The organism is Streptomyces sp. NPDC048643, from assembly GCF_040650615.1.
Classification (GTDB): Bacteria; Actinomycetota; Actinomycetes; order Streptomycetales; family Streptomycetaceae; genus Streptomyces.
In genome coordinates, this window is record NZ_JBEZHO010000073.1 from 1 (window position 1) to 20,624 (window position 20,624).

General features: G+C 69.1%; 19 protein-coding genes. 1 reads left to right on the top strand and 18 read right to left on the bottom strand.

Going from position 1 to position 20,624, the window contains the following annotated elements; all coding sequences use genetic code 11:
- The 16 genes from AB0C62_RS39340 to AB0C62_RS39415 all read right to left on the bottom strand — a co-directional run.
- A partial coding sequence (locus AB0C62_RS39340) for a hypothetical protein (RefSeq protein WP_362981721.1) occupies positions 1-254 on the bottom strand: 254 nt, incomplete at its 3' end.
- The gene (locus AB0C62_RS39345) at positions 251-3,496 is read right to left on the bottom strand and encodes a hypothetical protein (protein ID WP_362981723.1); all 3,246 of its coding nucleotides are present in this window, start codon (positions 3,494-3,496) and stop codon (positions 251-253) included. The genes AB0C62_RS39340 and AB0C62_RS39345, both read right to left, overlap by 4 nt.
- A gap of 38 nt (positions 3,497-3,534) precedes the next feature.
- Positions 3,535-3,978 carry a pilus assembly protein TadG-related protein gene (locus tag AB0C62_RS39350; protein WP_362981725.1) on the bottom strand — a complete coding sequence of 148 codons (444 nt, stop codon included), beginning with the start codon at positions 3,976-3,978 and terminating at the stop codon, positions 3,535-3,537.
- Positions 3,978-4,427, bottom strand: a complete 450-nt coding sequence (locus AB0C62_RS39355) for a TadE/TadG family type IV pilus assembly protein (RefSeq protein WP_362981727.1) — start codon at positions 4,425-4,427, stop codon at positions 3,978-3,980. The genes AB0C62_RS39350 and AB0C62_RS39355 overlap by 1 nt, the downstream gene beginning before the upstream one ends.
- Positions 4,428-4,432: 5 nt before the next feature.
- Positions 4,433-4,780, bottom strand: a complete 348-nt coding sequence (locus AB0C62_RS39360; RefSeq protein WP_362981729.1) for a TadE/TadG family type IV pilus assembly protein — start codon at positions 4,778-4,780, stop codon at positions 4,433-4,435.
- A 77-nt stretch (positions 4,781-4,857) separates the two neighbouring features.
- Positions 4,858-5,073 carry a hypothetical protein gene (locus AB0C62_RS39365; protein WP_358819286.1) on the bottom strand — a complete coding sequence of 72 codons (216 nt, stop codon included), beginning with the start codon at positions 5,071-5,073 and terminating at the stop codon, positions 4,858-4,860.
- A 47-nt stretch (positions 5,074-5,120) separates the two neighbouring features.
- Positions 5,121-6,005, bottom strand: coding sequence for a type II secretion system F family protein (locus tag AB0C62_RS39370; RefSeq protein WP_362981731.1), 885 nt, complete (start codon positions 6,003-6,005; stop codon positions 5,121-5,123).
- Complete coding sequence (locus AB0C62_RS39375) at positions 6,002-6,952, bottom strand: type II secretion system F family protein (RefSeq protein ID WP_362981733.1); 951 nt, start codon at positions 6,950-6,952, stop codon at positions 6,002-6,004. The genes AB0C62_RS39370 and AB0C62_RS39375 overlap by 4 nt, the downstream gene beginning before the upstream one ends.
- Complete coding sequence (locus AB0C62_RS39380; protein ID WP_362981775.1) at positions 6,949-8,424, bottom strand: CpaF/VirB11 family protein; 1,476 nt, start codon at positions 8,422-8,424, stop codon at positions 6,949-6,951. Before AB0C62_RS39380 ends, AB0C62_RS39375 begins: the two co-directional genes overlap by 4 nt.
- Positions 8,414-9,235 carry a hypothetical protein gene (locus AB0C62_RS39385; RefSeq protein WP_362981735.1) on the bottom strand — a complete coding sequence of 274 codons (822 nt, stop codon included), beginning with the start codon at positions 9,233-9,235 and terminating at the stop codon, positions 8,414-8,416. Before AB0C62_RS39385 ends, AB0C62_RS39380 begins: the two co-directional genes overlap by 11 nt.
- Complete coding sequence (locus AB0C62_RS39390) at positions 9,235-9,939, bottom strand: SAF domain-containing protein (protein WP_362981737.1); 705 nt, start codon at positions 9,937-9,939, stop codon at positions 9,235-9,237. The genes AB0C62_RS39385 and AB0C62_RS39390 overlap by 1 nt, the downstream gene beginning before the upstream one ends.
- A 22-nt stretch (positions 9,940-9,961) precedes the next feature.
- Entirely contained in the window at positions 9,962-10,861 is a 900-nt protein-coding gene (locus AB0C62_RS39395) for an ATP/GTP-binding protein (protein ID WP_362981739.1), read from the bottom strand.
- Positions 10,855-11,313 (bottom strand): secreted protein/lipoprotein, encoded by a 459-nt coding sequence (locus AB0C62_RS39400; protein WP_362981741.1) that lies wholly within the window; start codon positions 11,311-11,313, stop codon positions 10,855-10,857. The genes AB0C62_RS39395 and AB0C62_RS39400 overlap by 7 nt, the downstream gene beginning before the upstream one ends.
- A 421-nt stretch (positions 11,314-11,734) precedes the next feature.
- Complete coding sequence (locus AB0C62_RS39405; protein ID WP_362981743.1) at positions 11,735-12,652, bottom strand: replication-relaxation family protein; 918 nt, start codon at positions 12,650-12,652, stop codon at positions 11,735-11,737.
- A complete protein-coding gene (locus AB0C62_RS39410) occupies positions 12,649-15,069 on the bottom strand; it encodes an ATP/GTP-binding protein (protein ID WP_362981777.1) in 2,421 nt (806 codons plus the stop codon). The genes AB0C62_RS39405 and AB0C62_RS39410 overlap by 4 nt, the downstream gene beginning before the upstream one ends.
- Positions 15,070-15,236: 167 nt before the next feature.
- A complete protein-coding gene (locus tag AB0C62_RS39415; protein ID WP_362981745.1) occupies positions 15,237-15,854 on the bottom strand; it encodes a hypothetical protein in 618 nt (205 codons plus the stop codon).
- 188 nt (positions 15,855-16,042) lie between these two features.
- Here AB0C62_RS39415 and AB0C62_RS39420 point away from each other — a divergent pair, with 188 nt between their 5' ends.
- Entirely contained in the window at positions 16,043-16,669 is a 627-nt protein-coding gene (locus tag AB0C62_RS39420) for an SMI1/KNR4 family protein (RefSeq protein WP_362981747.1), read from the top strand.
- 92 nt (positions 16,670-16,761) lie between these two features.
- On the opposite strand, the gene AB0C62_RS39425 is transcribed toward AB0C62_RS39420, so the two are convergent.
- Both AB0C62_RS39425 and AB0C62_RS39430 read right to left on the bottom strand, forming a co-directional pair.
- Positions 16,762-17,916 carry a bifunctional lytic transglycosylase/C40 family peptidase gene (locus tag AB0C62_RS39425; protein WP_362981749.1) on the bottom strand — a complete coding sequence of 385 codons (1,155 nt, stop codon included), beginning with the start codon at positions 17,914-17,916 and terminating at the stop codon, positions 16,762-16,764.
- Positions 17,916-20,624 (bottom strand): hypothetical protein, encoded by a 2,709-nt coding sequence (locus AB0C62_RS39430; RefSeq protein WP_362981751.1) that lies wholly within the window; start codon positions 20,622-20,624, stop codon positions 17,916-17,918. The genes AB0C62_RS39425 and AB0C62_RS39430 overlap by 1 nt, the downstream gene beginning before the upstream one ends.

Genomic DNA, 20,624 nt, shown 5'->3' on the forward strand with positions numbered 1-20,624 from the left:
TTGATCGCCAGCTCACGGACCGCCGCGTACGAACCCGCGAAGCCGATCCCGGCGATGACGACCGCACCGGCGACGACCACACCGATGAGTATCTTCTGTGGTCGCCGCAGTCGTACGGCTGGTGTGCCCTCTGATGCTGCGTGCAGTTGCTCGCTGCGCGTGGCTGTGTCGTCGTGTCGGGTTGGTCGGTTGTTGTCGGGGCGCGTCTGGGTGTTGGTGTGACTGTGGTCGCCGTATCGCTGCGAGGGGATCATGACGTTGGAGCCTCGGGGCTGGTGGTGAGGAGGTCCTGGATGAGCTGTTCAGTCTCCAGTTCCAGGTCGCAGTCGAGTGCTTGAGTGACCTGTTGGAGGCGGGTGACGGCGGCGTGCAGGCCGGGCCGGTTTCCGGCCGTCGACTCGATGACAAGCCAGTCCCGGTAGAGGAGTTCGGCGCTCTCGTCGACGTCGAGACCGGTCGCGATCGCCTTGCGTGCTGCGTGAAGGTCGTGGTGTGGGCCTGGCCGGGTGCGGTGGGTGGCGATGGTGTGGGCGACGTCGACGATCCGGGTGATCATCTCTTGCTGGAGTGGGCCGGCCCAGGCGGGCGCCCTTGTGCCGAAGGGGCGACCGCGGACCGCAGACAGAGCCTCCTCGAGTTCCGGCAGGCCTGCTGGACCGAGAGGGAGGGAGTGTTCGGCGAGTGTGAGGAAGCGAGTCCAGTCACAGCGCACTGCGTCGGCCAGCCGGTAGGGGTCCACGCCGTTGCTGCGGCGCGGCACGTATGGGTCGCCGTCGGCGTTGCTTCCAAGGGCTCGGCGCAGGCCTTGGAGGCGGGCGTTGAGGGTGGAAGTTGACCAGGGGCTGAGGGGGTCCATGTCGGTGCACAGCGCGTCGGCAGTGCGGCCGGGGCGGAAGTAGAGGAGGGCGGCGAGCTGGGCGATGCGCGGGCCGTGGCCGGTGCGCCCCACGCCGTCCACTTCGACGGTTCCCAGCACGCGAATCTGCGGCCCGATGACCCCGGGTGTTGTCTGCTCGTCGCCCCATCCTGTGGCCGGCCGCACAGACTGGGATCGGTCCGTTGCGGTCGCAGTAGCGTCTTCTTCCGCTCGGTCCTGGCCGCTCGAAGGAGTGGTCTGGGCGCCGGCGTGGACGGGTGAAGTCATCGAAAGCGGGGGCAGTGCCGCAGGATCGGTGGAGGCTTTGAGCAGTGCAGGGAAGACGGCATTATCCGTGTCGGCACCGGCATCGTTCGAACCGGCCTGCGCTGCTGCGGGTGTGGAGGTGCTGGCACGAGACGGCACAGTCTGCGGACTCTCGACGCCGCGCTTGGTGACGTCGGGCTCTGCAGGGACGTGCTGCCAGGCGCCCTCCGCTGGGCATGCGGGCTGACCGGATACGGCGAGGGCGGTGATGATCTGTTGGTAGGCGGCGTCCTCCAAGCGTTGCACGGTGATGTCGACGCCCACGGCGTCAAAGTGCTGCGGGCCCTGCGCGGAGACGGCGAGAATCTCTGCTTCCGGGAAGTGGCAGGCCGTCGTGCCGACGGGAGCGACGAGTGCCGTGGCGATGGGCAGGTTGCCTTTGCCGAGGACATCGGCGAACTGCCAGGCCGTGTCATCTGTGAGGGGACTGGCGCACAGCACCACGTAGGGGTGGTGTGCGGTCTCCGGCATCTGGTGCACCTCGAGCAGCCGCTCCGTCAGGTCGCGCAGCGCATGCTCGGGCTGGCGCATGTAAGCGATACGGGAGTGCGGCAGCAGGTTGGGCAGCTCTTCCCCGAACCCGACGACGATGACCTCGACGTCTCTCGCCCACGGGCTCATGCCGAGTTCGAGGGCCAGTGACGTGCATACCTCGCTGACGTGCACCGGGTTCCCGTCCAGGAGCAGGACGGGAAGCTGCGTCAGATCGGCGAGGACGAGGTCACCCGATGGGGTACTGCCGACGGTGACCAGCGCAGGATGAGGGCCAGGAATCGTGGGGGTCTCAGTTTCGTCCACGAGTTCGGCGTCGTCGTCCAGCCGCCACCAGCCAGCCTCACCCGCTGCGAACGGCAGCTGGGGCTCGGATGAGGCGACGTCGGGGAGCACATGCAGGGTACGAGTATCGATCCGCGCGGCTCGCAGCAGGGGCGTAGGGCGGCCGTCCTGCTCTGCGGCGCGGACCATGGTGCGCAGCGCCCGGTCCAGGCGGGCGGCGCCGGAGGGTTCAGCAGCTGCTGCAAGTTGCTGTTCGACCGGGGTGGCTTCGCTGGCGATAGAGATCGTCTCGCCCGGCTTGCGGCGTCGTCTTTGCAGCGTCCTGCGCAAGGCGAGCGCGGAGGTGACGGCGGCAGCCAGTAGCGCGCCTGCTCCGAACACCGTCCGCAGATTCAGCAGAGGACTGGCGGGGGCCGGCTCGGTGACTGCGGCAGAGGGCACGGGCGCAGCCGTGTGGTCGGCAGTGGCACCGTCCGTTGGGTGGCTGGGAGCCCTTGAACCGGGTTGCCGGGTGGGGTTTGTGCCTGATGCCGTAGGCGGCGGACCTGCTTCGTCTGATTCTGTGTCGCCGGTGGGTTCGTTCTCGTGCGGTACTGGTGTGGCCGATGAAGGCTCTCTGCCCGGGCTATTCGGGCTGCCTGGGGAAGGAGCGGGCGGTTCTACTCGGGCGCTGGGTATGGTGACGCGCTGGCCTGCGTAGATGAGGTCGGGGCTGGTGATCGCGGGCAGTCCACCCGGCTGCACTTTGCCCTCGCTGGCGTCGAACAGCATGGGCCACTCGGTGCCGTCACCTAATTCGGCCTCGGCGATCTTCGACAGAGAGTCTCCGGTGTGGACCGTGACCACGCGGTGCTCTTCGCTGTCTGCGGGGACCGCCTTGTGGCCTTCGGTCCGGGGCCGCTTACCTGCCTGCGCCGAGTCCGGCATGACCAGCTTCCACCCAGGCTGCAAAAAGCTGCTGGACTCGAAAACACGTCCGTCGCTCATGGTCCGTCCCGCATTGAGCTCAGAGATCTCCCTCCACCGCTCCCCGTCGCCCAACTCCCGCTCCGCGATACTCCACAGGCTCTCCGCAGGCCGCGTCTCCCGCACCACATACGACGACCCCGCGTCCGACGCTGAGACCCCCGCACTCTGATCTGCCGATGGGGACAGCACACTCACGGACGTCTGCTCAGGGATGGGGGCGGCAGTCGCGGCATGAGCGTCGGAGGCCAGCGCCGACCCAGCAGGCAGCACGACCAAGATGCTCCCCACAAGGAGGGCTGCGGCCCGCTGCGCGGTGCCCAATCCACGCGGGGCGTGCCACCGGCGGCCGCGCAGCTGCGCCGCGAGCTCCCGCAGTGCGCAAAAGGTGAACTGCGCCCACCCGGCCCAGCCGACCGCGACCAGGATGAGCAGGAACACAGATCCGGTGTCCTGCCGGTCCAGCAAATGCGCCAGGTTGTCGTGGCTCGAGGCCCAGATCACCGGGGTGGCCCAGGCGAGCAGAAGCGGCAGGCCGCCGACCGCAGCGATGAGGACGGAAAGGCTCACGGCAGCCCTGGACAGGCTGCTCAGGGTGGCAGTTGGCATTAGGGCCCTTCGGGTGCGGTGACGCCGTGCAGGAGGGTGGCGGTGGCCTGGCCGGTTACCGGCAATGTGCCGATTCCGACGGCTGACAGGAACGTGGTGTCGCTGGAGCCGGTCACTGTGACGGCGATCTGCTTGCCGTCACCGGACACGCTGACGGTGCCGCTGGCCCCTGCGGAGCCCAGGTAGGCCTTGGCAGCAGCCGTCGCATCTTGCGGATCGATGACAATGGCCCGCCCAGTGATGGCTTTTGCCGGGTCGATGGCCTGCCCCCCCGCTCGGGCCGCTTCCCCCGCGACGTAGTCGGCGCGTTCGGTGGCGGCCATCTTGGCTCCGCCGTCGACGGCCACGCCGATGATGCCGATCAACCCCAGGACACAGATGGCGACGAACACCGTGACACCACCGCGATCGGCCCGCTCCGGCCTCGACTTCCACGAGGCCATTACGCCCCCCGCTGCCGGTACAGATCGACGACGGACGTCGCCGTGGACGAAAGCATGCGGACTCCGGGGGCGCCGGGAAGTAAAAGGTCAGACAACTGGACAGTGCAGTCCACCGTCACGGTCACGGTGCCGACTTGGCCAATGGGAACGCTCACACCGCCGACGTCGACATGCACGCTCGTCGACGAGCAGGCGATGCCCTGATCGGCAAGAGACTCGGCAGCTGCAGTGTCTGCGGCGGACTGCGCGGCGGCCGAGGTGCGGTGAATGGACGCCTCCCGTGCCGCGTCCTCGGCAGCCGCGTCGATCTTCGCCTCGGAGGTGACGATGCGACCTCCTGCGATGGCCAGACACAGGAACATGATCAGCGACGGAAGGATGATGGCAGCCTCGATCGCGACACTGCCCTGGTCCTCAGCGCATCTACCGAACCACCGAGTCGCTCGCATCCTGCTCACTCTCCTGGAGTCGTCCAGCGCTCTACAGCGCCGGACGCGGTCTGGCTGACCTGCAGTCCGGCTACGCCGGGGATCATCGACATCGCCGTCCCGCTCACCTGGACCCGTACACGCTGACCGTCGCTGCCGGCAGTCACGGCGTAGCCGCTGAGACTGTCGCCCGCGGTTCGGGCGAGGATGTCGCGGGCGCGGGCTGCCCCGTCACCAGGGCCGGCCTGGTAGGCGCGGGCGGCGGCGGCTCCTTCGCGGGCAGCAGTCAGCGCGATCTGCCGGGCGAAGTACCACATGGACGCCTGGATGACGGCGATGGTGGCGAGCAGCACGAACGGGAAGACGATCGCCATCTGGATGGACGTATCGCCCCGGTCGTCGCTCCACCGCCGACCGCGCCACCAGTCCTGTGATTGTTCGCGGCGGGACATCACAGCCCGGAGAGTTTGCCGTTGTACTTGGAGATCACGACGGCGATGGTTCCGGCGATGAGGACGGCGCCGGTGACGGCGGCGACCCAGATGATGACGGTGGTGGTGCTGATGTCACCGCGATCTGGCCGGCGCTTGGCCTCGGTGAGGCCGTCCTGCAGGCGCGTGGTCAGCCAGTAGAGGGCCCGGTAGGTGTGGGCGGCGGTGTTCCTCATGATCTGTTCCTCTTCCTCTCTGCAGCTTGGGTGGGGGTGGTGCGGGTTCAGACGGTGAGCATGCGGATCACGGCGGGGAAGGCCATCAGCAGCATCACCAGCACGGCGAGCAGGGCGCCGGGGGCGGTCATCTTCTCGCTGGCTGTGTTCGCCTCCGCGGCCTGATCGGCGAGGAGTTCGGCGTTCAGCGCCGCGGTGCGGGCCCGCAGGGCTTTGTAGACGGCTGCGCCGTCGGTGGCGGAGCCGCGCATGATGTCGGCGACGTCGCCCAGGCCGGGCAGGTCGTACTCGGCGGCGAGCTCGGCGAGCGCCTGGTAAGGCGGGATCTTCTCCAGCCGGGCCCGGCGCAGGGCGCCCTGCAGGAAGAGGAAAGGCCAGCCTCGGCCGACTTCGGCGGCCTTCTCCAGCGCTTCGGCGGGGCCGGCGTCGGCGGCCCGTTTCAGGGCTACCAGGTCCAGATAGGCCGACAGGGCGTGCGCGAACTCCTCGCGTGCCCGTTTGGCCTGGTCGCGTACAGCGAGGTCGGGGGTGATGAACAGCAGGCCCGCGACGATCAGACCGACCACTGCCGGGACGTAGAGCGGCAGGCCGATGCCCGCGATGATCCACGGAGCGGTAGCGATGACCGGACACAGCAGTCCCGTTCCGGCGAGCGCCACCTTCTTCAGCATGAACTGCCCTGGCCCCTGGCCGAGCAGCGCCAGGTTCACGACCGGTACCCGGATGCCGGGCAGGCGCTGAAGGCGGGCCAGCAGCCAGCGCCCCCACACTTCTTCCCGGCCCAGGTCCGCTTCGGGCATGGTCAGCGTGGCTGGCGCACTGCGGGCGAGGGCGGCCGCCAGGGCGGGCTGGGGGCGGAGCAGTTCACGGATCATCAGCGCGAGGCCTGCGCCGAGCATGCCGCCGGACGCCACTGCGGAAAGCAGGTTCACGGTGCGACTCCTTCGGGCAGTCGGCCGGGAGCCGTCTGGTCCGGCTCGTGGGCGAGGGCAGGCAGCCGGACGGTGCTGGACGGGTCGGTGACCAGGAAGCGGGGGATGCGGCGGAAGTTGCCCAGCTGCCGCATCAGTGCCAGCACGCCGACGAACCCGGTGGTCAGGAATGCGAGGACGAGCTGTCCCAGGAGTGTGGAGTAGGGCTTGGTGTAGGAGGGGACGAAGAACCCGGCGACCACGACACCGACGGTGATGATGGTCATCCAGCGCACCGTGGTCCGTGGCTTCGCCCGGTCGGCCTCGATGGCACGTTTCTTGGCGACCTCCTCGCGTACCGTGCCTGCCAGGTCCTCCAGTGCCTGCGCGAGACCTGGGCCCCGGTCGTTGACGGAGAGGATGAGCGCGGCGGCGACCTTGTCCGCGGTGACGTCGTTGAGTTCTTCGGCGAAGGCTCGGAGTGCTTCCTGGGGGCGCCAGCCCAGCCGTAGCCGGTCGGAGAGGTTGATGATCTGCCCGGTGAGTTCCTCGGGGGCGCCCTGACGGCTGGTGATCATCGCCTGTTCCAGGCCCATCCCCAGGCGGAGCAGCCCCGCGAGGCGCTGCGTCCACTCGGATAGGCCCTCCAGCTGGCCGATGCGGTCCTGCGCGAGCTGCGCCGGGCTGATCAGCCAGGGAACACCGACCACGGCCACACCGAGCAGCGTGCCGCCGACGAAGTTCCCCGAGACCAGCCAGACGACGACGAACACGACGACGGCCGCGGCAGACAGCGTGCGGCGGCGCAGCCGAACATCCTCGCTCTGCGCGGCGCCGGCCCGCCGGGCCTGCCAGCGCTGGCGCAGGGGCGCGCGCCGGGGGGCGGTCGTGCCGACGACGCCGGCGATGACGCCGATCAGACCGGCGACCAGGGTCATCCCACACAGCAAGGCCAGCAGCAGCGTCATCGGCCCGCCACCACCTTGAGCGGCAGCGGCGCAGCCCAGGCCCCGTAGGGCTGCTGGAGCAGGGCGGAGTCGAAGCCGACTCGGCGCAGGTCGTCGACGCAGCCCGGATCCATGCGCGGCACGGCGCGCAGCTCTCCGAACTCGCGGCCGGGGGAGAAGATCTCGTTGGTGGCCGGGCGGCCGTTCTCGCCGATCCCGGTCAGCTCCAGGACGTGGGAGACGTAGCGGTGACGGCGGCCGCCGATCCGCGTTTCGTCGGTCATGTCGACGTAGACGATGAAGTCCAGGCCGTTCGCGGTCTGCCGGTAGGCGAGCTGTTCGGAGAGGTTGTCCTGTGCGAGCGCGTACAGCTCCGCGATGCGGTCGAACACAATGTCTGGCCGCCGGGCGTGGATCGTGCACAGGTTGCCGCCCGAGCCGTTCGTCAGCGCCTGCATCATGGCCACGACCTCCGGGCCGCGGACCTCACCGACCACGATCCGTTCCAGCGACATGCGCAGCGCCGGGTGAATCAGGTCCAGGAGGGTCACCTCGCCGGCGCTGCGGCCAGCGGCATCGCGTTCGCCGTTGGATTCACGTCCGACCAGGGAGACGACCTGGCGGTGGTAGCCGTTGGCGTGGGCGAACAGCTCGTCCTCGGTCTGGATCGTCGCGAACCGGGTCTCTGCGTCGAACTCCTTGAGCATCGCTCGCAGCAAGGTGGTCTTGCCGGCTTTCTGTTTGCCCGCGATCATCATGTTCTTCTCCGCGCGTACGCACGCGCCAAGGAACTCGCGCAACACCGGGTCGATGGTGCCCAGACGGACCAGATCGTCCAGTCCGGCGTGGGAGACCCGGTGCCGACGGATGACGGCGTACGTCATCGGCCCCAGGCCAGTGATCGCCTGCAGACGGGAGCCGTCCTGCAGCGAAAGCGCCAAAGTGGGGTTGGCCGTGGAGATCGTCCGCTCGTTGTGCCCGGACCCACGAGCCAACTCCCGCAGCAGCTCCAGGAGTTCTTCCTCAGAGTCGGCGATGGGCCCGACCATGCGGCGTTCGCCGTCGCCGTAGTCCAGCCACACCTCGGCCGGGCCTTGGATGATGATGTCCTCGACCCGCTCGTCGTCCAGGTACGGCTGAAGCCGGCCCGCACGGAACAGCAGATCGTAGACGGCACGCCGCAGCGCCTCGTCCTGATGCGGTGACATCGCCTGCGCGTCCGACCACAGCGCCACGGCCTCGTTGATCCAGTCCAGGCAACGCTGCTCCTCACCCGCACGGTCCATATCCGGCGTGGTCTTGAGCAACTCCTCGCGCTGCTTGGCCACCTGGGCGGCGATGTGCCGGGCCACCTGGTAGTCGACCGTTACCTGTGGTGCGGCCTGTTCGAGTGCTTGTGTGCCAGCAGCATCGCCCGGACGTGCTGATTTGGATGGGCGAGGACCTGGAGCCGGAGCAACGGTTGGATCCTTGTGGAGGGGTCTACCGCGCACTGGGCACCCCCGATGCGAGGGCGGTGCGCGGATCGAGCCGGGAGCGGCGGACCGCTGCACGCTGCACCATCAACGTCCCGGCCGTGCGGGAGGCCTTCATCAGCTTAGTGCGCGTGTAGTGGCGGGGCTGCTGATCACCGTCGGACAGCACCCGGGCATCGTCCGGTGTATACGGGATGGTTGCCACGACGGGCGCTTGGAGCACGCGCTGCACTTCGCCCGGCGGGTAGGGGCCCTGGTCGATGACGAGCAGGCCGACGTCGCCGACCCGTTCGTCGAGCTGGCGCACGCGTCCTTGGGCGGACTGCAGGCAGCGCAGGGTGTTGCGGACGACGACGATGACGGTGTCGGCCTGGTCGGCGAGGACAGCGGAGGGGCCGAACGCGCCGCGCCGTCCGAGGTCGATCAGGACGTCGTGGCCGTGGTCGGCCTCGATTCCGCGGAACATCTGCGCCAGGCCCTTCCACACCGATCCGAGACTGGCGGCCTGGCCGGTGTCGGTGATGCCGGGCAGCAGCAGCCGGTCGGCCGGCGAGTCGGCGCTCTTGTCCTCGCCGCTTAGGTCGATCAGCTGACGCCAGAACGCCTCACCGAACTCGCCCTTACGTGCCGCGACCGACAGGTTGGGCAGCCCGTACCGGTCACCGAGCGCACCCTGCAGCAGACCGTGGAGCACGGCCCCGCCGTCAGGGTCGCACTCGGCGAGGATCATCTTGCGGCCCGGCTCCAGCGGCCACGTCAGGAGCAGCGCAAGCGCGCTGGTGGTGACGCCGGGCGCGCCACTGCATCCGGCTAGGGCTATGACGGCCATCAGCGGCCGTCCGGGGCGGCGAGGACCAGGCGCAGGGTGCCAGACGACACCCACGCCGCGGCGGTCGGCCCGTCGCTGGCCGACGTGGCGACGTCTACCACCACAACTCCGGTGCCCGGGGCGGCACTGGATGCCTTCACCACTCGCCCGGCAAGCGTCTTCGGCCCGTCGTCGGACGGCTTGTCGGTCTCGGTCTCACCCTGCGCCGGGACGTGAACCAGTTGGACCTTCTGCCCGGGCACCAAAGCGGTTGCCGGAATCTGCTCGGGTTTCAGGCCGATCGGCACCAGCTGCTCGCCTGCCTTCACCAGGCTGTCTGTCATCACCTGCGAGGGGGTCAGCAGGGAGCCGGGCCGCAGCTCCACGGCCGCGCGCTTACCGACGACCTGGTCCAGGTGGTCGGCGGTGACCGCCTTGACCGCAGGGTCCAGGGAGATGGAGGCCTTGCCCAGATCCTGCTCGGTGAGCACCTGGCCGACCTGGACGTCGCGGACCACGGTGACGACGTCGGTGCGGTGCCCGACCTGCAGCAGCAGGACCGCGACACCGGCACCGCCGGCCGCGATCAGCCCCAACGACAAGGCGATCACGCCCGGACGGCGACGGCGCGCGGACACCCGAGGCGGGCTCACGGGGCCGGCCACCCCAGCGTGCTGCGGCAGCCCGCGCTCGGCGACCGCTGTTGCTTCCTTCGTCTTGCTCAACGTCTTGCTCCCTCCAGCGGTGCTATCGGACGACCTGCAGTTCGCCGATGGACACCGTCATGTTGGTCTGCCGGATTTCGGTGAGCTGGCCGGTTTCGCCACCGCCCTGCCAGTCGATGGTCCAGGTCGACGTCGCGGTGAGCGGGTACCGGCCGCCCGAGGAGCCGGCGGATGTCTTGTCGTAGACGTGTCCGCAAGTCGGCGACTTGGCCATCCCGTTCGACGCCGTATATGGCGTACCGGGGCCGGTGCACGTCACGGAGGAACCGTCGCCCATCTTCCACACGATCTTGGACACTGTGGCCTTCGCGGTGACGGTGATCCCACCTGCTGAAGCTGAGGCGCTGTTTGGCCCGTAGGTGGTGGCGCTCCGGTTCACCCACATCCACAAGGGGACGCCGACCGTATACTTCCCGTCCATACGGGGGCTGGCGATGTCCGGACCACGCAATGTCATCGAGTCGACCGCGCGCTGAGCCAAGACGGCGGGGTCGATGGTCTGCTGTGCAGGAGGGTTGGCCAACCACACCATCTCTGTGACCCACAGGTCTTCGTGCCCGTCGGGACCGATGCTGCAGGACCTCTCGTATACAGCTCCGTCGCCGGGTTTGTGTCCTTCCCAGTCGAGACTGCCGGTCGGTGGTTGAGGATCTGACAGTTTGTAAGTGCAAACCTTCTCGTAGTCACGGCGAGTGTCCGCGTCGGCGCCCTTGCCGTGTGAGGAGCCGCTTCCCCTCGTGCCGCCGTTCCCACCGCTCTGGCCACCGGAGCCCTGCCCAGGGACGTCGACCTCGACTTCGCAGTTCCACCTGCCGCACTTGACGCCCCCCTCGTCTCCTGCCGCGTAGCTAGTGAGCGGAGTGGTCAGTGCAGCACCTAAGACGGTGATTGTTGTGACCACAGCGCGGAGGGTCGTCAGCATGACTTTCCCTGGGGTGTGTCGCTGGTGACCCGCCAGCCTGCTGGGTACTTCTCGACGGTGGAGAGGACCATGTACTTGGTCAACCGATTGGCCGGGAGCTTCACCGGCTTCTTGGATTTGGCTTCGACGGTTCGCCAGTCAGAGATGTCCAGGCAGCTTGTGATGGTCGCGTTCGGGACCTTCCCTGAGATGTCAGCCTTGGTGACCATTGGGTCGGTGACGGTGACGTCACCGACGTAGATGAGGCCGCCGCCGTGGGCGCGCGTGGCGTCCGTCTCGGCATTCTTTAAGGCGGCGGATGCCGCATACCGATCGAGGTGTGCGCCTTCGCCTTTTGGATCAGCGTAGAGCTTTTCCATCTCGCGCCAGTACGCCGCGTACGCTGCGATGGCTTCCTTGCGCGCAGCTTCCATCGGATCGGAGGCCGCGGACGCCGCCGGCGACTTCGTCACTATGGACGGTCTGCCGGTCGTCTCAACCTTCCCGGCGGATGAACCACACGCGGACAGGGTCATCAGGCCGGTGGCGACGAGAAAGGTGATTGCAGGCTTCCATGTGCGAAGGGTGGAGTGCCTGCGTGGGCGTAGTGCTTGTGTCACGTTGTCTCCCCGTGCGACGCGGTGCGAGATGGCCGCCGCTCGAAGCCCCGGGGCAGGGCGGCGGTGCACCCTCCGCAGCCTGGTCGAGCTGCGGTGATGCTTTTCCGTGATCGAGAGATTACGCATATGCCGGTCAACTTCCCAGCCAGATAAGTGAGTTCACTCGCGCATCTCGGGACGTATCCGGTCACATTCGGTCCGGTAAGTCGATATATGGTTCTAGGGCTTTTCGGTTCGCGTTTTTGCACGCCGCCCGGTTTGCTCTGGTTCGCCTTCAGAGTTCGGACCACGGCCGCATGCCGCCGCCCGCGAGCGGCACCCATACCTCGGCGGCCGCTCCGTGCTCTTCGATGTCCTCGAGCATCGCGGCCCCGAGGCGGACGTTGCGGGCGAAGTCGATGACCAGTGGGTGCTGGGCGACCATGGCCTGGAGGTCGCTGATCCGGTTGCGTAGGGCCGTTCGGCCGGCGCCGGTCAGTACGAACAGGACGCGGGGGAAGACCGGGTACCAGCGCAGCCAGCCCGGCCCGGCGGCCCGCCGCCGCCCCATGGCGGGCGGCTCGTAGGCCCACAGGCGGGCGTACTCGATCAGCTTCGCCGCGAGGCGTTCGCTGCTCATGGTGGTGCGGTCGACCTCGACGAATGCCCGTAGCTTGCGCCGATGTTGACCGTCCGCACCGCTGGTGACGGTGTAGTGCATGACCGCGTCCGCGACGACCCGCTCCCCGTCGCCGATCATGTGGAACACCTCCGGGGTCCAGTCCAGGTGCCCGTGCTCGTCACCGCGGCGGCGGGCGTCGGCGACGAACGCCAGGTGGGCGCGGAGCACCGTCAACGTGTGGGGCGTCTTCAGCGACGCCGCGGTGCCGGAGGTGATCGGATACGAGGGCCGGCCGCGCAGCGCAGGCCAGTCCCGGGTCAGCCGGGCCGCCTTCGGCGTGAGATACCAGACGCGGGAGCGGTAGGCCTGGGGCAGGACGGCGAAGTCGACCAAGTTCTCCCGGCGCAGCGTGTTGAGCTGCTGGGACACCGACTGGCGGGTGCGGTCGGGGCGCAGCAGGACATGCAGTTGGGCGGTGGTCGCCATGCGGTGCTGCGCGAGCGTGGCGAGCAGCTGGTGGGCGAGGGGTTCGACAGGGCTCGGCGTGAACGCCTCCGCAGGAATCTCCTGCGGCGTCTGGGCGGTGGTCACTGGTACCCCTTCTCCTTCGACAGGGTGAGGCGGGCGGGTGCGTACTCGGTGAGGAAGGCGCTCACCCGGCTGAGCTGGGTGGCCGCGTGGTCCGTCAGTTTCGTGAGCGGGCGGGCCCCGGCCGCGGAGAGGGCGGCCTTCTCCAGGTCGGGGACCTGCCGGGGTCGGGCCTGGGCGCCGAACACGGTGTCCAGGTGGGGGCCGCGGACCTTGACCGGTCCGACGCGGCGGCCGCGCACGCTCATGGATATGTAGTGTGAGAAGCGCTCCATGGTGGCGACGCGTTCCGGGCTCGGGCTGCCGCCCCATTCGGCGGTGACCGGCTCGATCGCGGACATCGACCCGGCCGTGGTGGCGAGTGTGGATGCGTTCTGCATGAGGGAGAGCCGTACCGGGGCGGGGAGGCGGGCGAGTAGTTGCGTCATGCCGTGGACGTGGACCTTGTATTTGCGGAAGTCCTCGAACATGGCGGCGATGGTTTCCGGCGCTGATCCGGTCAGTGTGATCAGTTCGTCGAAGTACGCCCGGAAGGGCGCTCGTTGATGCTCGGGTAGGTCACGGCGTGAGCGCACCGCTCGCAGGAGGTCGCGGGCCAGTAGTGCGGTGAGGAGTCGGTCGGTGGGTCCGTTGCCGCCTGGGCACAGCCAGAGGATGGTGTGGGAGTCCATGGCGGCGCGGATGTCGTAGGTGCCGATGGGTTGTCCGAGGAATGCTCGGGTGATGGGGTTGGCGGACAGGCGGGCTATGGGGTTGAGGACGACCGCGTAGGCGTCGCGGGACATGGTGGGGAACACCGCCTTCCACCAGGCGCGGGTCTCCTCGTCGATGCTCTCTTCGGCGAGGGCGAGCGCTGTTGAGCGGAACGCTGGGTCAGTGATCAGGGCTCGCACGTGGAAGAGGGTGGTTTGGTCGTCGGGTCGTCCGGCCTGGCAGGCGGCCGTGTTGACGGCGACCAGGACGGTCAGGGCGGCGGTGAGGATGGTCATGGCGCGGGGGGCGGTTGCGTCGTTCCAGCCCAGGGCGGCGGCGTATGCGTCGGTGACGGATTCGACGACGTCGTGCGGTGCCTGGCCGTGGTGCATGCTGATCGGGTTCCACGAGCTTACTTTCGGTGTGGGACCGAGGCCGTTGAGGTCGATGAGCGTGATGTGGTCCATGAGGTTGTCGTGGGCCAGGAATGGTGCGGCGCGGGGCCAGGAGTCGCGGTGCGGGTCGACGAACATCAGGCCGCCGCCTGCGTGTGCCCAGCCGATGGCCTGGGCCAGGGCCCGTTCTGTCTTTCCGCCGCCGGCCTTGCCGACGCCGACTTCGAAGAACGTCTCGTCGGCGTAGGTGGCGACGAGGCGCTCGCTGCCGTCCGGCTGCCGGTAGGCGCCTTGCAGCAGCACTTGTGGATCCCCGAATGTGAAGGAGGGCAGATCCGAGGCGAGCAGCGGCAGACGGCAGTTCCTTGTCGGGGGCTTGAGCAGGCCGGTCAGCTCCTCCATGCGCACCCAGTTCGATCTCGGTGGCTGGCTGTGCCCGAGGTTCCAGCGGCGTTCGAAGCTGGGGCGGTTCAGCCAGTGGTCGGCGCCCACCCGCCACGGGCCCAGTTGCCATCCGCGCATCGCCCACCGTGAGCGGCCGCCGAACACGTCCAGCGCCGCCCGCACCTGCGTGAGCCGGGCCTGGGCCCGTTCTTCCTGGTCGGCCTGGCACACCACGAGCAGTTGCACGCGCACCAGCTGGTCGTCCGCGTCGTCGCCGAGTTTGCCCAACGTCTGCGCCTCATCGACCCGGCGGGGTGTCGGTGGAATGAACATCCGCCGTGACGAACCGGGCCCCGCTGACCGTGTGGTGAGCTGCTCCGAAAGGTGGGCGAGTAGCGAATCCGGTCGGCCGTGGCGTATCCAGTGCGCCGACCGCTGCGCCTGGGCGCGGGCTGCCTGCTGTGCGTCGGCCAGCAGTTGGCGGCGTCGGAGCCGCAGGGCCCGCCGGGGAGCTTGCTGGATGTCGAGACGGATCTCGGCGAGGTCGCCGAGTTCGGCTTTCAGGTCGGACACCGCGTCGGCGAGTGGCTGCAGTGGGTCGGGCTCGAGCGGAACCTTCCGAAGCGGTGCCACGGGCCTGCCCCGCAGCACGAACTCTGCCCGCACGGTGTGCTTGCGTGGCGTGTCGGCGATCGGGCGGGCGGTCTCTACGCTGACGTCCGGCCCGAACGGGTTGATGGACAGCAGGCGTTGAGCGCCGGCCGGGCCTTCGATGCGGTACCTGAGTGGCGTAGTGCCGTCCGCCCGCAGCCGGACCTGTACGGTCCTCGTCCGCTGGGGCGCCCACCAGGGGACTGCGGTGGAGGCGCGGGCGAGCTGCAGTCCGTGACGGAAGATCTCCTCCAGGCTCGGGTCGAAGTGCTGGCTGGCCACCAGTTCCAGCGCCATGCGCTGTGAGGATGCCCGTACGGCCAGCGCGCGGACCGTAGCTTCTCCGGCGATGGCGGTGAGTGCGGTGGCCGCTGGGAGGATGAACCAGTGTGCTGCCAGCCAGGAGACTGCGGCCGTTAGATGGGTGAGCAGGGAGAGGGCCGGGCCGGCTGCGAGGATGCCGGTCAGTGTCGGGGCGTCGGACTCCACCGCACGACTCCCTTCGTGATGGAGCGGATGAAATGCAGGTCCGTGATGCGGCCGTCGGTGAAGGTGCCGCCCCGGTCGGCGCCCGCCCACACCAGATGCACCACCGCCCGCCCGGCCGCTCCGTCACGGCGTGCGACGACGCCCTGGATGCGGAAGCGGGCCAGGGCGAACGCGGGCGCAACCGCCTGGTTCTGGCCCTGGAAGACGTCCGGCCTGCCTGCTCGGCCGACGCCGGTGGCGTCTGCGCGCAGCAGGGACGTTGCCAGCTTGCGCAGCTTCTGCTCATCGGCGGGGGAGAGGTCGGCGGGCCATGCCGTCTCCAGTGCCTGCTGAATGGCTGGGTCGCCGCTGGCGCCGTCACCGTGGGGAGGCAGCTTTGCGTTGCTGTTCTGGTGAGGGGGCGGCCCGGCGGTCGCAGAGTTTGGGTCTGCTGCCGGGCTCGGTGCGCGAGGCTGTGTCGGCGGGGTCGGAGTGTCCGCCGGTGGAATGGAAGAGATCGCCGCGGACGGTGTGGCCGAGGAGGCAGTCGGGACCGGGCTCTCGCGGGGGAGGGAGAGGATGACGATGCCGCTGGCCGTCAGCAAGCTGGCCACAAGGAGGAGTGCACGCGATGACATGGACGTCCTTGTCTCACCTGTCATTTCGGCTGTCTCCCCTGACTGGTTGAGTCGTGTCCGGGTGAACCGGCGTGCGTTGTCGCGCACTCGGCGGACGGCGGGCTCTGTGGGGCCTTGTGTGCGGTGGGAGGGGGTGTGTCGTTGGCTGGTGGTATGACTGGGCGATGACCGACACGACCTCGACGAGAGCCCTGCTGCACGCGGCTTTTCCTGCTGAGGTGCGGGGTCAGCCTCTGGGCTGGGAGGCGCTTCGGTCGTGGGAGGAGCGGCATGGCGTTGTGCTGCCCGAGCCGTACCGCACCTTTGTCGCGGAGATTGCGGACGGTGCGGATGTCGGTCCGTCCGAAGAGGACGGTCTGCTCATGCTGGGGGAGACACCGGCCGGCTGGGTTGGATGGAAGCCGCGGGACTGGTTCAGCCCTGAACCGTTCGATGGCGCCGCTGCCCGCAGTCCGGCACTGCCGTTTCCCCTCAAGGACGACACGCAGTGGGAGTACGACTACGACCCTCGCCAGGCCCCGCTGCAGCACCAGGCCTACCAGTGGGGTTCGGTGTTGCTGGGCCGTGACGAGCCTGGCCCCGAGGGCACCGCCGCGTTCTGGACGCTTGTGGTGGCCGGCCCTCAGCGGGGCCAGATCTGGACTCTCAGCGATGCTGGGGCGGCTCCCTACGTCACGAATCGGCACTACGTCTGGGTTCCGGGCGGTGAACCTGTCCTTTCGCCGCCGGGCGGCTTCTTGGAGTGGGTGAAGGACTGGCACACGGGCCAGGGCTGGTGGCGGACCGACTGACCGTTGCGCGATGAATGCGGCCGCGATGAGGGTCGGTTGCCCGTCACGTTGGCTGCAGGGAGCGTGGACGTAGCCGCGTTGGGTGAGGGTTTTCATAGGAGCCGGGCCCCTCCTGCGTAGCCGGACATGACGTCGATGGAGTCCAGGCGCACGACTGCGCCGGGGCGGGGAGCGTTGATCATTTGCCCGTCGCCGACGTAGATGCCGACGTGGTAGATCGTCGAATCGCGGCCCGGTGCGTAGGCGTAGAAGACGAGGTCGCCGGGGCGCAGGGCACCCTTGCCGCGGCTGGCGGGTATCCGCGTGCCGGCGCCGGCCTGCCCTGCCGCTGTGCGCGGCAGCCGAATCCCGGCCTGCGCGTACGCGAAGGTGGTCAGTCCGGAGCAGTCGAAGCCCTTGATGCTCGCCCCGCTTTTGCCGCTGGGGGAGCAGCAGATTCCGTAGGAGGCGCCGCTGGCGTTGCCGCCGCCCCACGAGTACGGAACGCCGCGCTGGGACCATGCCGTGTCGATGACGGAGCGGGCTTTGCCGGACGTTTTACTCAGGTCCGGATGGTTGACGGCAGCTGTGTACTGGTCGATCCAGGCCAGCACGTTGTCCACGTACGTGGCGGAGTGGTTGTACTGCAGGATCGCCGCTTTCAGTTGAGAGCGCTGTGTGAGGTGACGGCCGTTTCCGCAGAGGTAGATGGCTGCGCCGAGGGCGGCGTCGTCGGCGTTGTGCGGGTCGGCCCGCTTGTCGCCGCCTGCGTCCTTGCCTACGTGCTCCCAGGTGGAGGGCAGGAACTGGAAGGGGCCTACGGCCCGTTCGCCGGCCGCGGTGCCGTCCCACTTCCCGCCGTCGGTGTCCGCCACAGCCGTGGTGTTGCCGCCGGCACCGGAGCCGTTGAGGAGCACACCGTAGATCTTGGGGCGGATGTCGCCGTCTGCGGTGATGCTGCGGCCGATGGCGTGGTTCGACTCGACCTTGGCGATCCCGGCGAGGACCGGCCAGCGCATGCCCTGGCACGTCGGCACGTACCGGACCACCTGCGATGCCGCCTTCTTGTACGCGGTGAGCATGCGCGGCGGAATGTCGGCTGCGCTGCCGCCTTCGGCGATCCCGCCGTCGTCGGCGGCCACCTGCAGGGCGGTGACGGCGCCGATGGCGCCCGCTATGGGCGCGGCACAGCAGACGGCCGCGAACAGCAGGACCGCCGTCACCCACACCCACCGTCTGAGGCGGCGCACACGGGATGCTCCGGCCATCACTCGCTGTCCTCCTGGCCGTCGTCACTTCCGCTGCGCGGGCGTTGCTGCTCGCGTTCCTGGCGGAGCCGTTCGGCTTCGGGACTGGTGCGCCGCATCAGTTCCTGCATCCGAATCTGCGCCTCGTTGCGGGCCTGGGAGCCGGTGCGTGCGACGCCGGGGAGCCGAGTCCCGTCGGGGCGTCGCTGCACCTGCTGCGCCGGGCGTGCTGAAGTGGCTGGGGCGGTGCCTGGCTCGGGAGACCTGGTCGGCGCAGCTGGCGGGGCCTGGCGTTTCATGGCGGGTGCGCGATTTGCCCCACTGGCCGGTGAGGGCGCGGACGGCAGGCGACGAGGGCCGGTGAAGGGTGCGCGGGCTCCCCGGTCGGTGCTGTCCTCGCGCAGTGTCTGGCGGACGTGAAGGCCGGCGGCGGTCCAGGCGCGGCCGTCCTCGCGCAGGGTGTTGCCCCACACGCGTACCTGCTGGCGTGCATCGTGTGCGTATTGCGTGCGTCGTTCACCGGCGCGGCGTGCGGTCGTCGGCAGACCGGCGGTCGCGCCGTAGGCGGCTCGGGTGCCGCGGTTGAGGATGCGGTAGCCGCGGAAGCGGACGAGCCGGTTGTGGGCGCGGGTGGACAGCAGGGTGCGGTCGCTGTTCTGGTCGTGCACCACTTCCCCGGACGTTCGGTCGATGACCTGCCCGCCCGCGTTGCGGTACCGGTCTGCCGGCCCGGATGGCCGACGCGGTGTTCCACCGCTGACGGCAGAACGGCCCGTGGCAGGTCCGCCCGCGTTCACATCGCCTTGGGCGGTGGGCTTTTGCCACTTGGCGAGCTGCTCCCGGTCCGGGCGGCGGCCGATCAGCAGCCCGTAGGTCCCCTTGGCACCGATCCGTGTGCCTAGCCCGCCGAGGGCGGCGGCCGCGGTCAGGGGTGCGAGACCGCGGCCCGCCTCGGCGGTGGCATCGCTGAGGATCCGGCCCGGGTCCGCGGGCATCCCGCGGCCGTCGGCCACCGAGGACAGTGCACTGATGAGCCGATGACGGGTACCGAGCAGGGCGAACCTGCCACCCCGGCCACCGGCCAGGGAGCGCAGACCGCCCCCGTACCCGCCGCTTCCTGCGGGCGAGTTCAAGGCGAGCGCCGCCCCGAGTTCGCTGCTGTCGCCGGGCAGGTGGGTGCCGCCGACCTTGGCGTAGCGCATCCGCAGCGCCATCCGCTGCCCGAACGACGTGATCCCGGCCAGCAGGCGGCGGTGGCCTGCCGCGCCGGCGATGGCCAGCACATCGATGAGCAGGATCCGCTCCACCATGAGGTCGGGGCCGTTTGTGATGGTGGCGTCCACGGCGATCCCGAAGAACGGCACGAACGCGCACACACCGACCATGGCGAGGACCGCGATGCCCCACAGGGACAGCCACTTCCACACGCTCTGGCGCGCCGGCCCCGGCAGCATGCCGGCAATGAAGGTGACGCCTCCGGTGGTCGCGGCCGCCACGCACACGGCCTGCGTGCCCAGCAGAACGATCGCGGAAGACAGCAGCATGCCGCAGATGAACAGGGCGGCGACCAGGAGCAGGGCGGCGCCGCCGACCCGCCACCAGGTGGGCTTTTGTGCATAGGCGGCGCAGGACGTGCCGACGGGTCCGGCCTTCTTCAGATCGGCGAGGAACGCGGCGAACTCCTGGTCCTCCTCGCTCAGGACAGGGTTTGCGGTGTCGAGGAGCTGCCCGCCCGGGGTGAAGTCGGGCAGCGAGTCTTTCGCGGACTGTCCGGCGTGCTCGCGCTGGCACCACTTCTTCGCCGGCCCTTTCAGGAGCCCGCACGGGTCGTCCTTGTCCTCCTTGACCGCACTCGCCTTGTAGCCGCCGGTGATCCATTTCAGGTGGACGGCGTAGGCCTTGGTGTCGGAGGCTTTGGACGGGTCGAGGATGCGCCCGTACTGAAGCAGCATGTACGGCTTGACGATCAGTGCGTTGGTGATGGAGTCCTGGATCGGACGGGCCACCTCGGCGGCCGACACCGGTCCTTCCCCCTCACGCTCGAGGCACCCCAGTTCCGCGTTGCCGGCGATGGCGTCGCACGGGCCGCGGCTGGCGAGTTTGCCGCCCCAGTTGTAGGAGTTGACGGACTGCTGTGCGACCTCGGCGGCCACCTGCTGTCCCTGAGCGAGCGGGCCGTCCTGGGAGAGGAGGTAGTCGGGCCGGACGAACGCCGACGCGGCGAACGCCGCGATCAGCAGGGTCAGGAAGATCTCGCCCAGACCGCGTCCGACCTTGCCCCGCACGATCATGAACCCTGCGAAGACGAAGGCCCACGCCAACAGCAGACCCTTCAGCCCGAGGGCGTCGACGACCACGGTGTTGTAGCTGTCGGCGACCGTCTGCGCGGGACGGGTCAGGATCTTCAGCAGGGGGAACCGGAAGGCCAGTTCGATCGCCCATCCCGCCAGTCCGACGAGCAGCCGGATCAGCGTGAACAGGCCGGACAGGGCGAAGGCGAGAGCCTGGGACTTAAACGCGAGGATGGACCCGCCCGAAGCGTTCAGCTCATACCCGTTGATCGGCACCCCCTCGGAGGAGGTGATGTTCAGCGGGGCGAGCAGGTCTCCGCTCACGCTGCTGCTGGTGCCCGCCGCGTAGACGACCTGGCTGTTCACCACGACGAACACGGTGGCAAGCAGCAGGACGAATGCGGCGGAGCGGAGCGTGCCGCGCTCTGGGCACCGCAT

Excerpts from the sequence above, each read along its gene's own strand:
- AB0C62_RS39365 (WP_358819286.1), bottom strand. The coding sequence starts at position 5,073 with ATGAGGAACACCGCCGCCCACACCTACCGGGCCCTCTACTGGCTGACC.
- AB0C62_RS39355 (WP_362981727.1), bottom strand. The coding sequence starts at position 4,427 with ATGCGAGCGACTCGGTGGTTCGGTAGATGCGCTGAGGACCAGGGCAGT.
- AB0C62_RS39360 (WP_362981729.1), bottom strand. The coding sequence starts at position 4,780 with ATGGCGATCGTCTTCCCGTTCGTGCTGCTCGCCACCATCGCCGTCATC.
- AB0C62_RS39350 (WP_362981725.1), bottom strand. The coding sequence starts at position 3,978 with ATGGCCTCGTGGAAGTCGAGGCCGGAGCGGGCCGATCGCGGTGGTGTC.
- AB0C62_RS39425 (WP_362981749.1), bottom strand. The coding sequence starts at position 17,916 with ATGGCCGGAGCATCCCGTGTGCGCCGCCTCAGACGGTGGGTGTGGGTG.
- AB0C62_RS39410 (WP_362981777.1), bottom strand. The coding sequence starts at position 15,069 with ATGGCGCTGGAACTGGTGGCCAGCCAGCACTTCGACCCGAGCCTGGAG.
- AB0C62_RS39385 (WP_362981735.1), bottom strand. The coding sequence starts at position 9,235 with ATGGCCGTCATAGCCCTAGCCGGATGCAGTGGCGCGCCCGGCGTCACC.
- AB0C62_RS39420 (WP_362981747.1), top strand. The coding sequence starts at position 16,043 with ATGACCGACACGACCTCGACGAGAGCCCTGCTGCACGCGGCTTTTCCT.
- AB0C62_RS39375 (WP_362981733.1), bottom strand. The coding sequence starts at position 6,952 with ATGACGCTGCTGCTGGCCTTGCTGTGTGGGATGACCCTGGTCGCCGGT.
- AB0C62_RS39430 (WP_362981751.1), bottom strand. The coding sequence starts at position 20,624 with ATGCGGTGCCCAGAGCGCGGCACGCTCCGCTCCGCCGCATTCGTCCTG.
- AB0C62_RS39395 (WP_362981739.1), bottom strand. The coding sequence starts at position 10,861 with ATGCTGACGACCCTCCGCGCTGTGGTCACAACAATCACCGTCTTAGGT.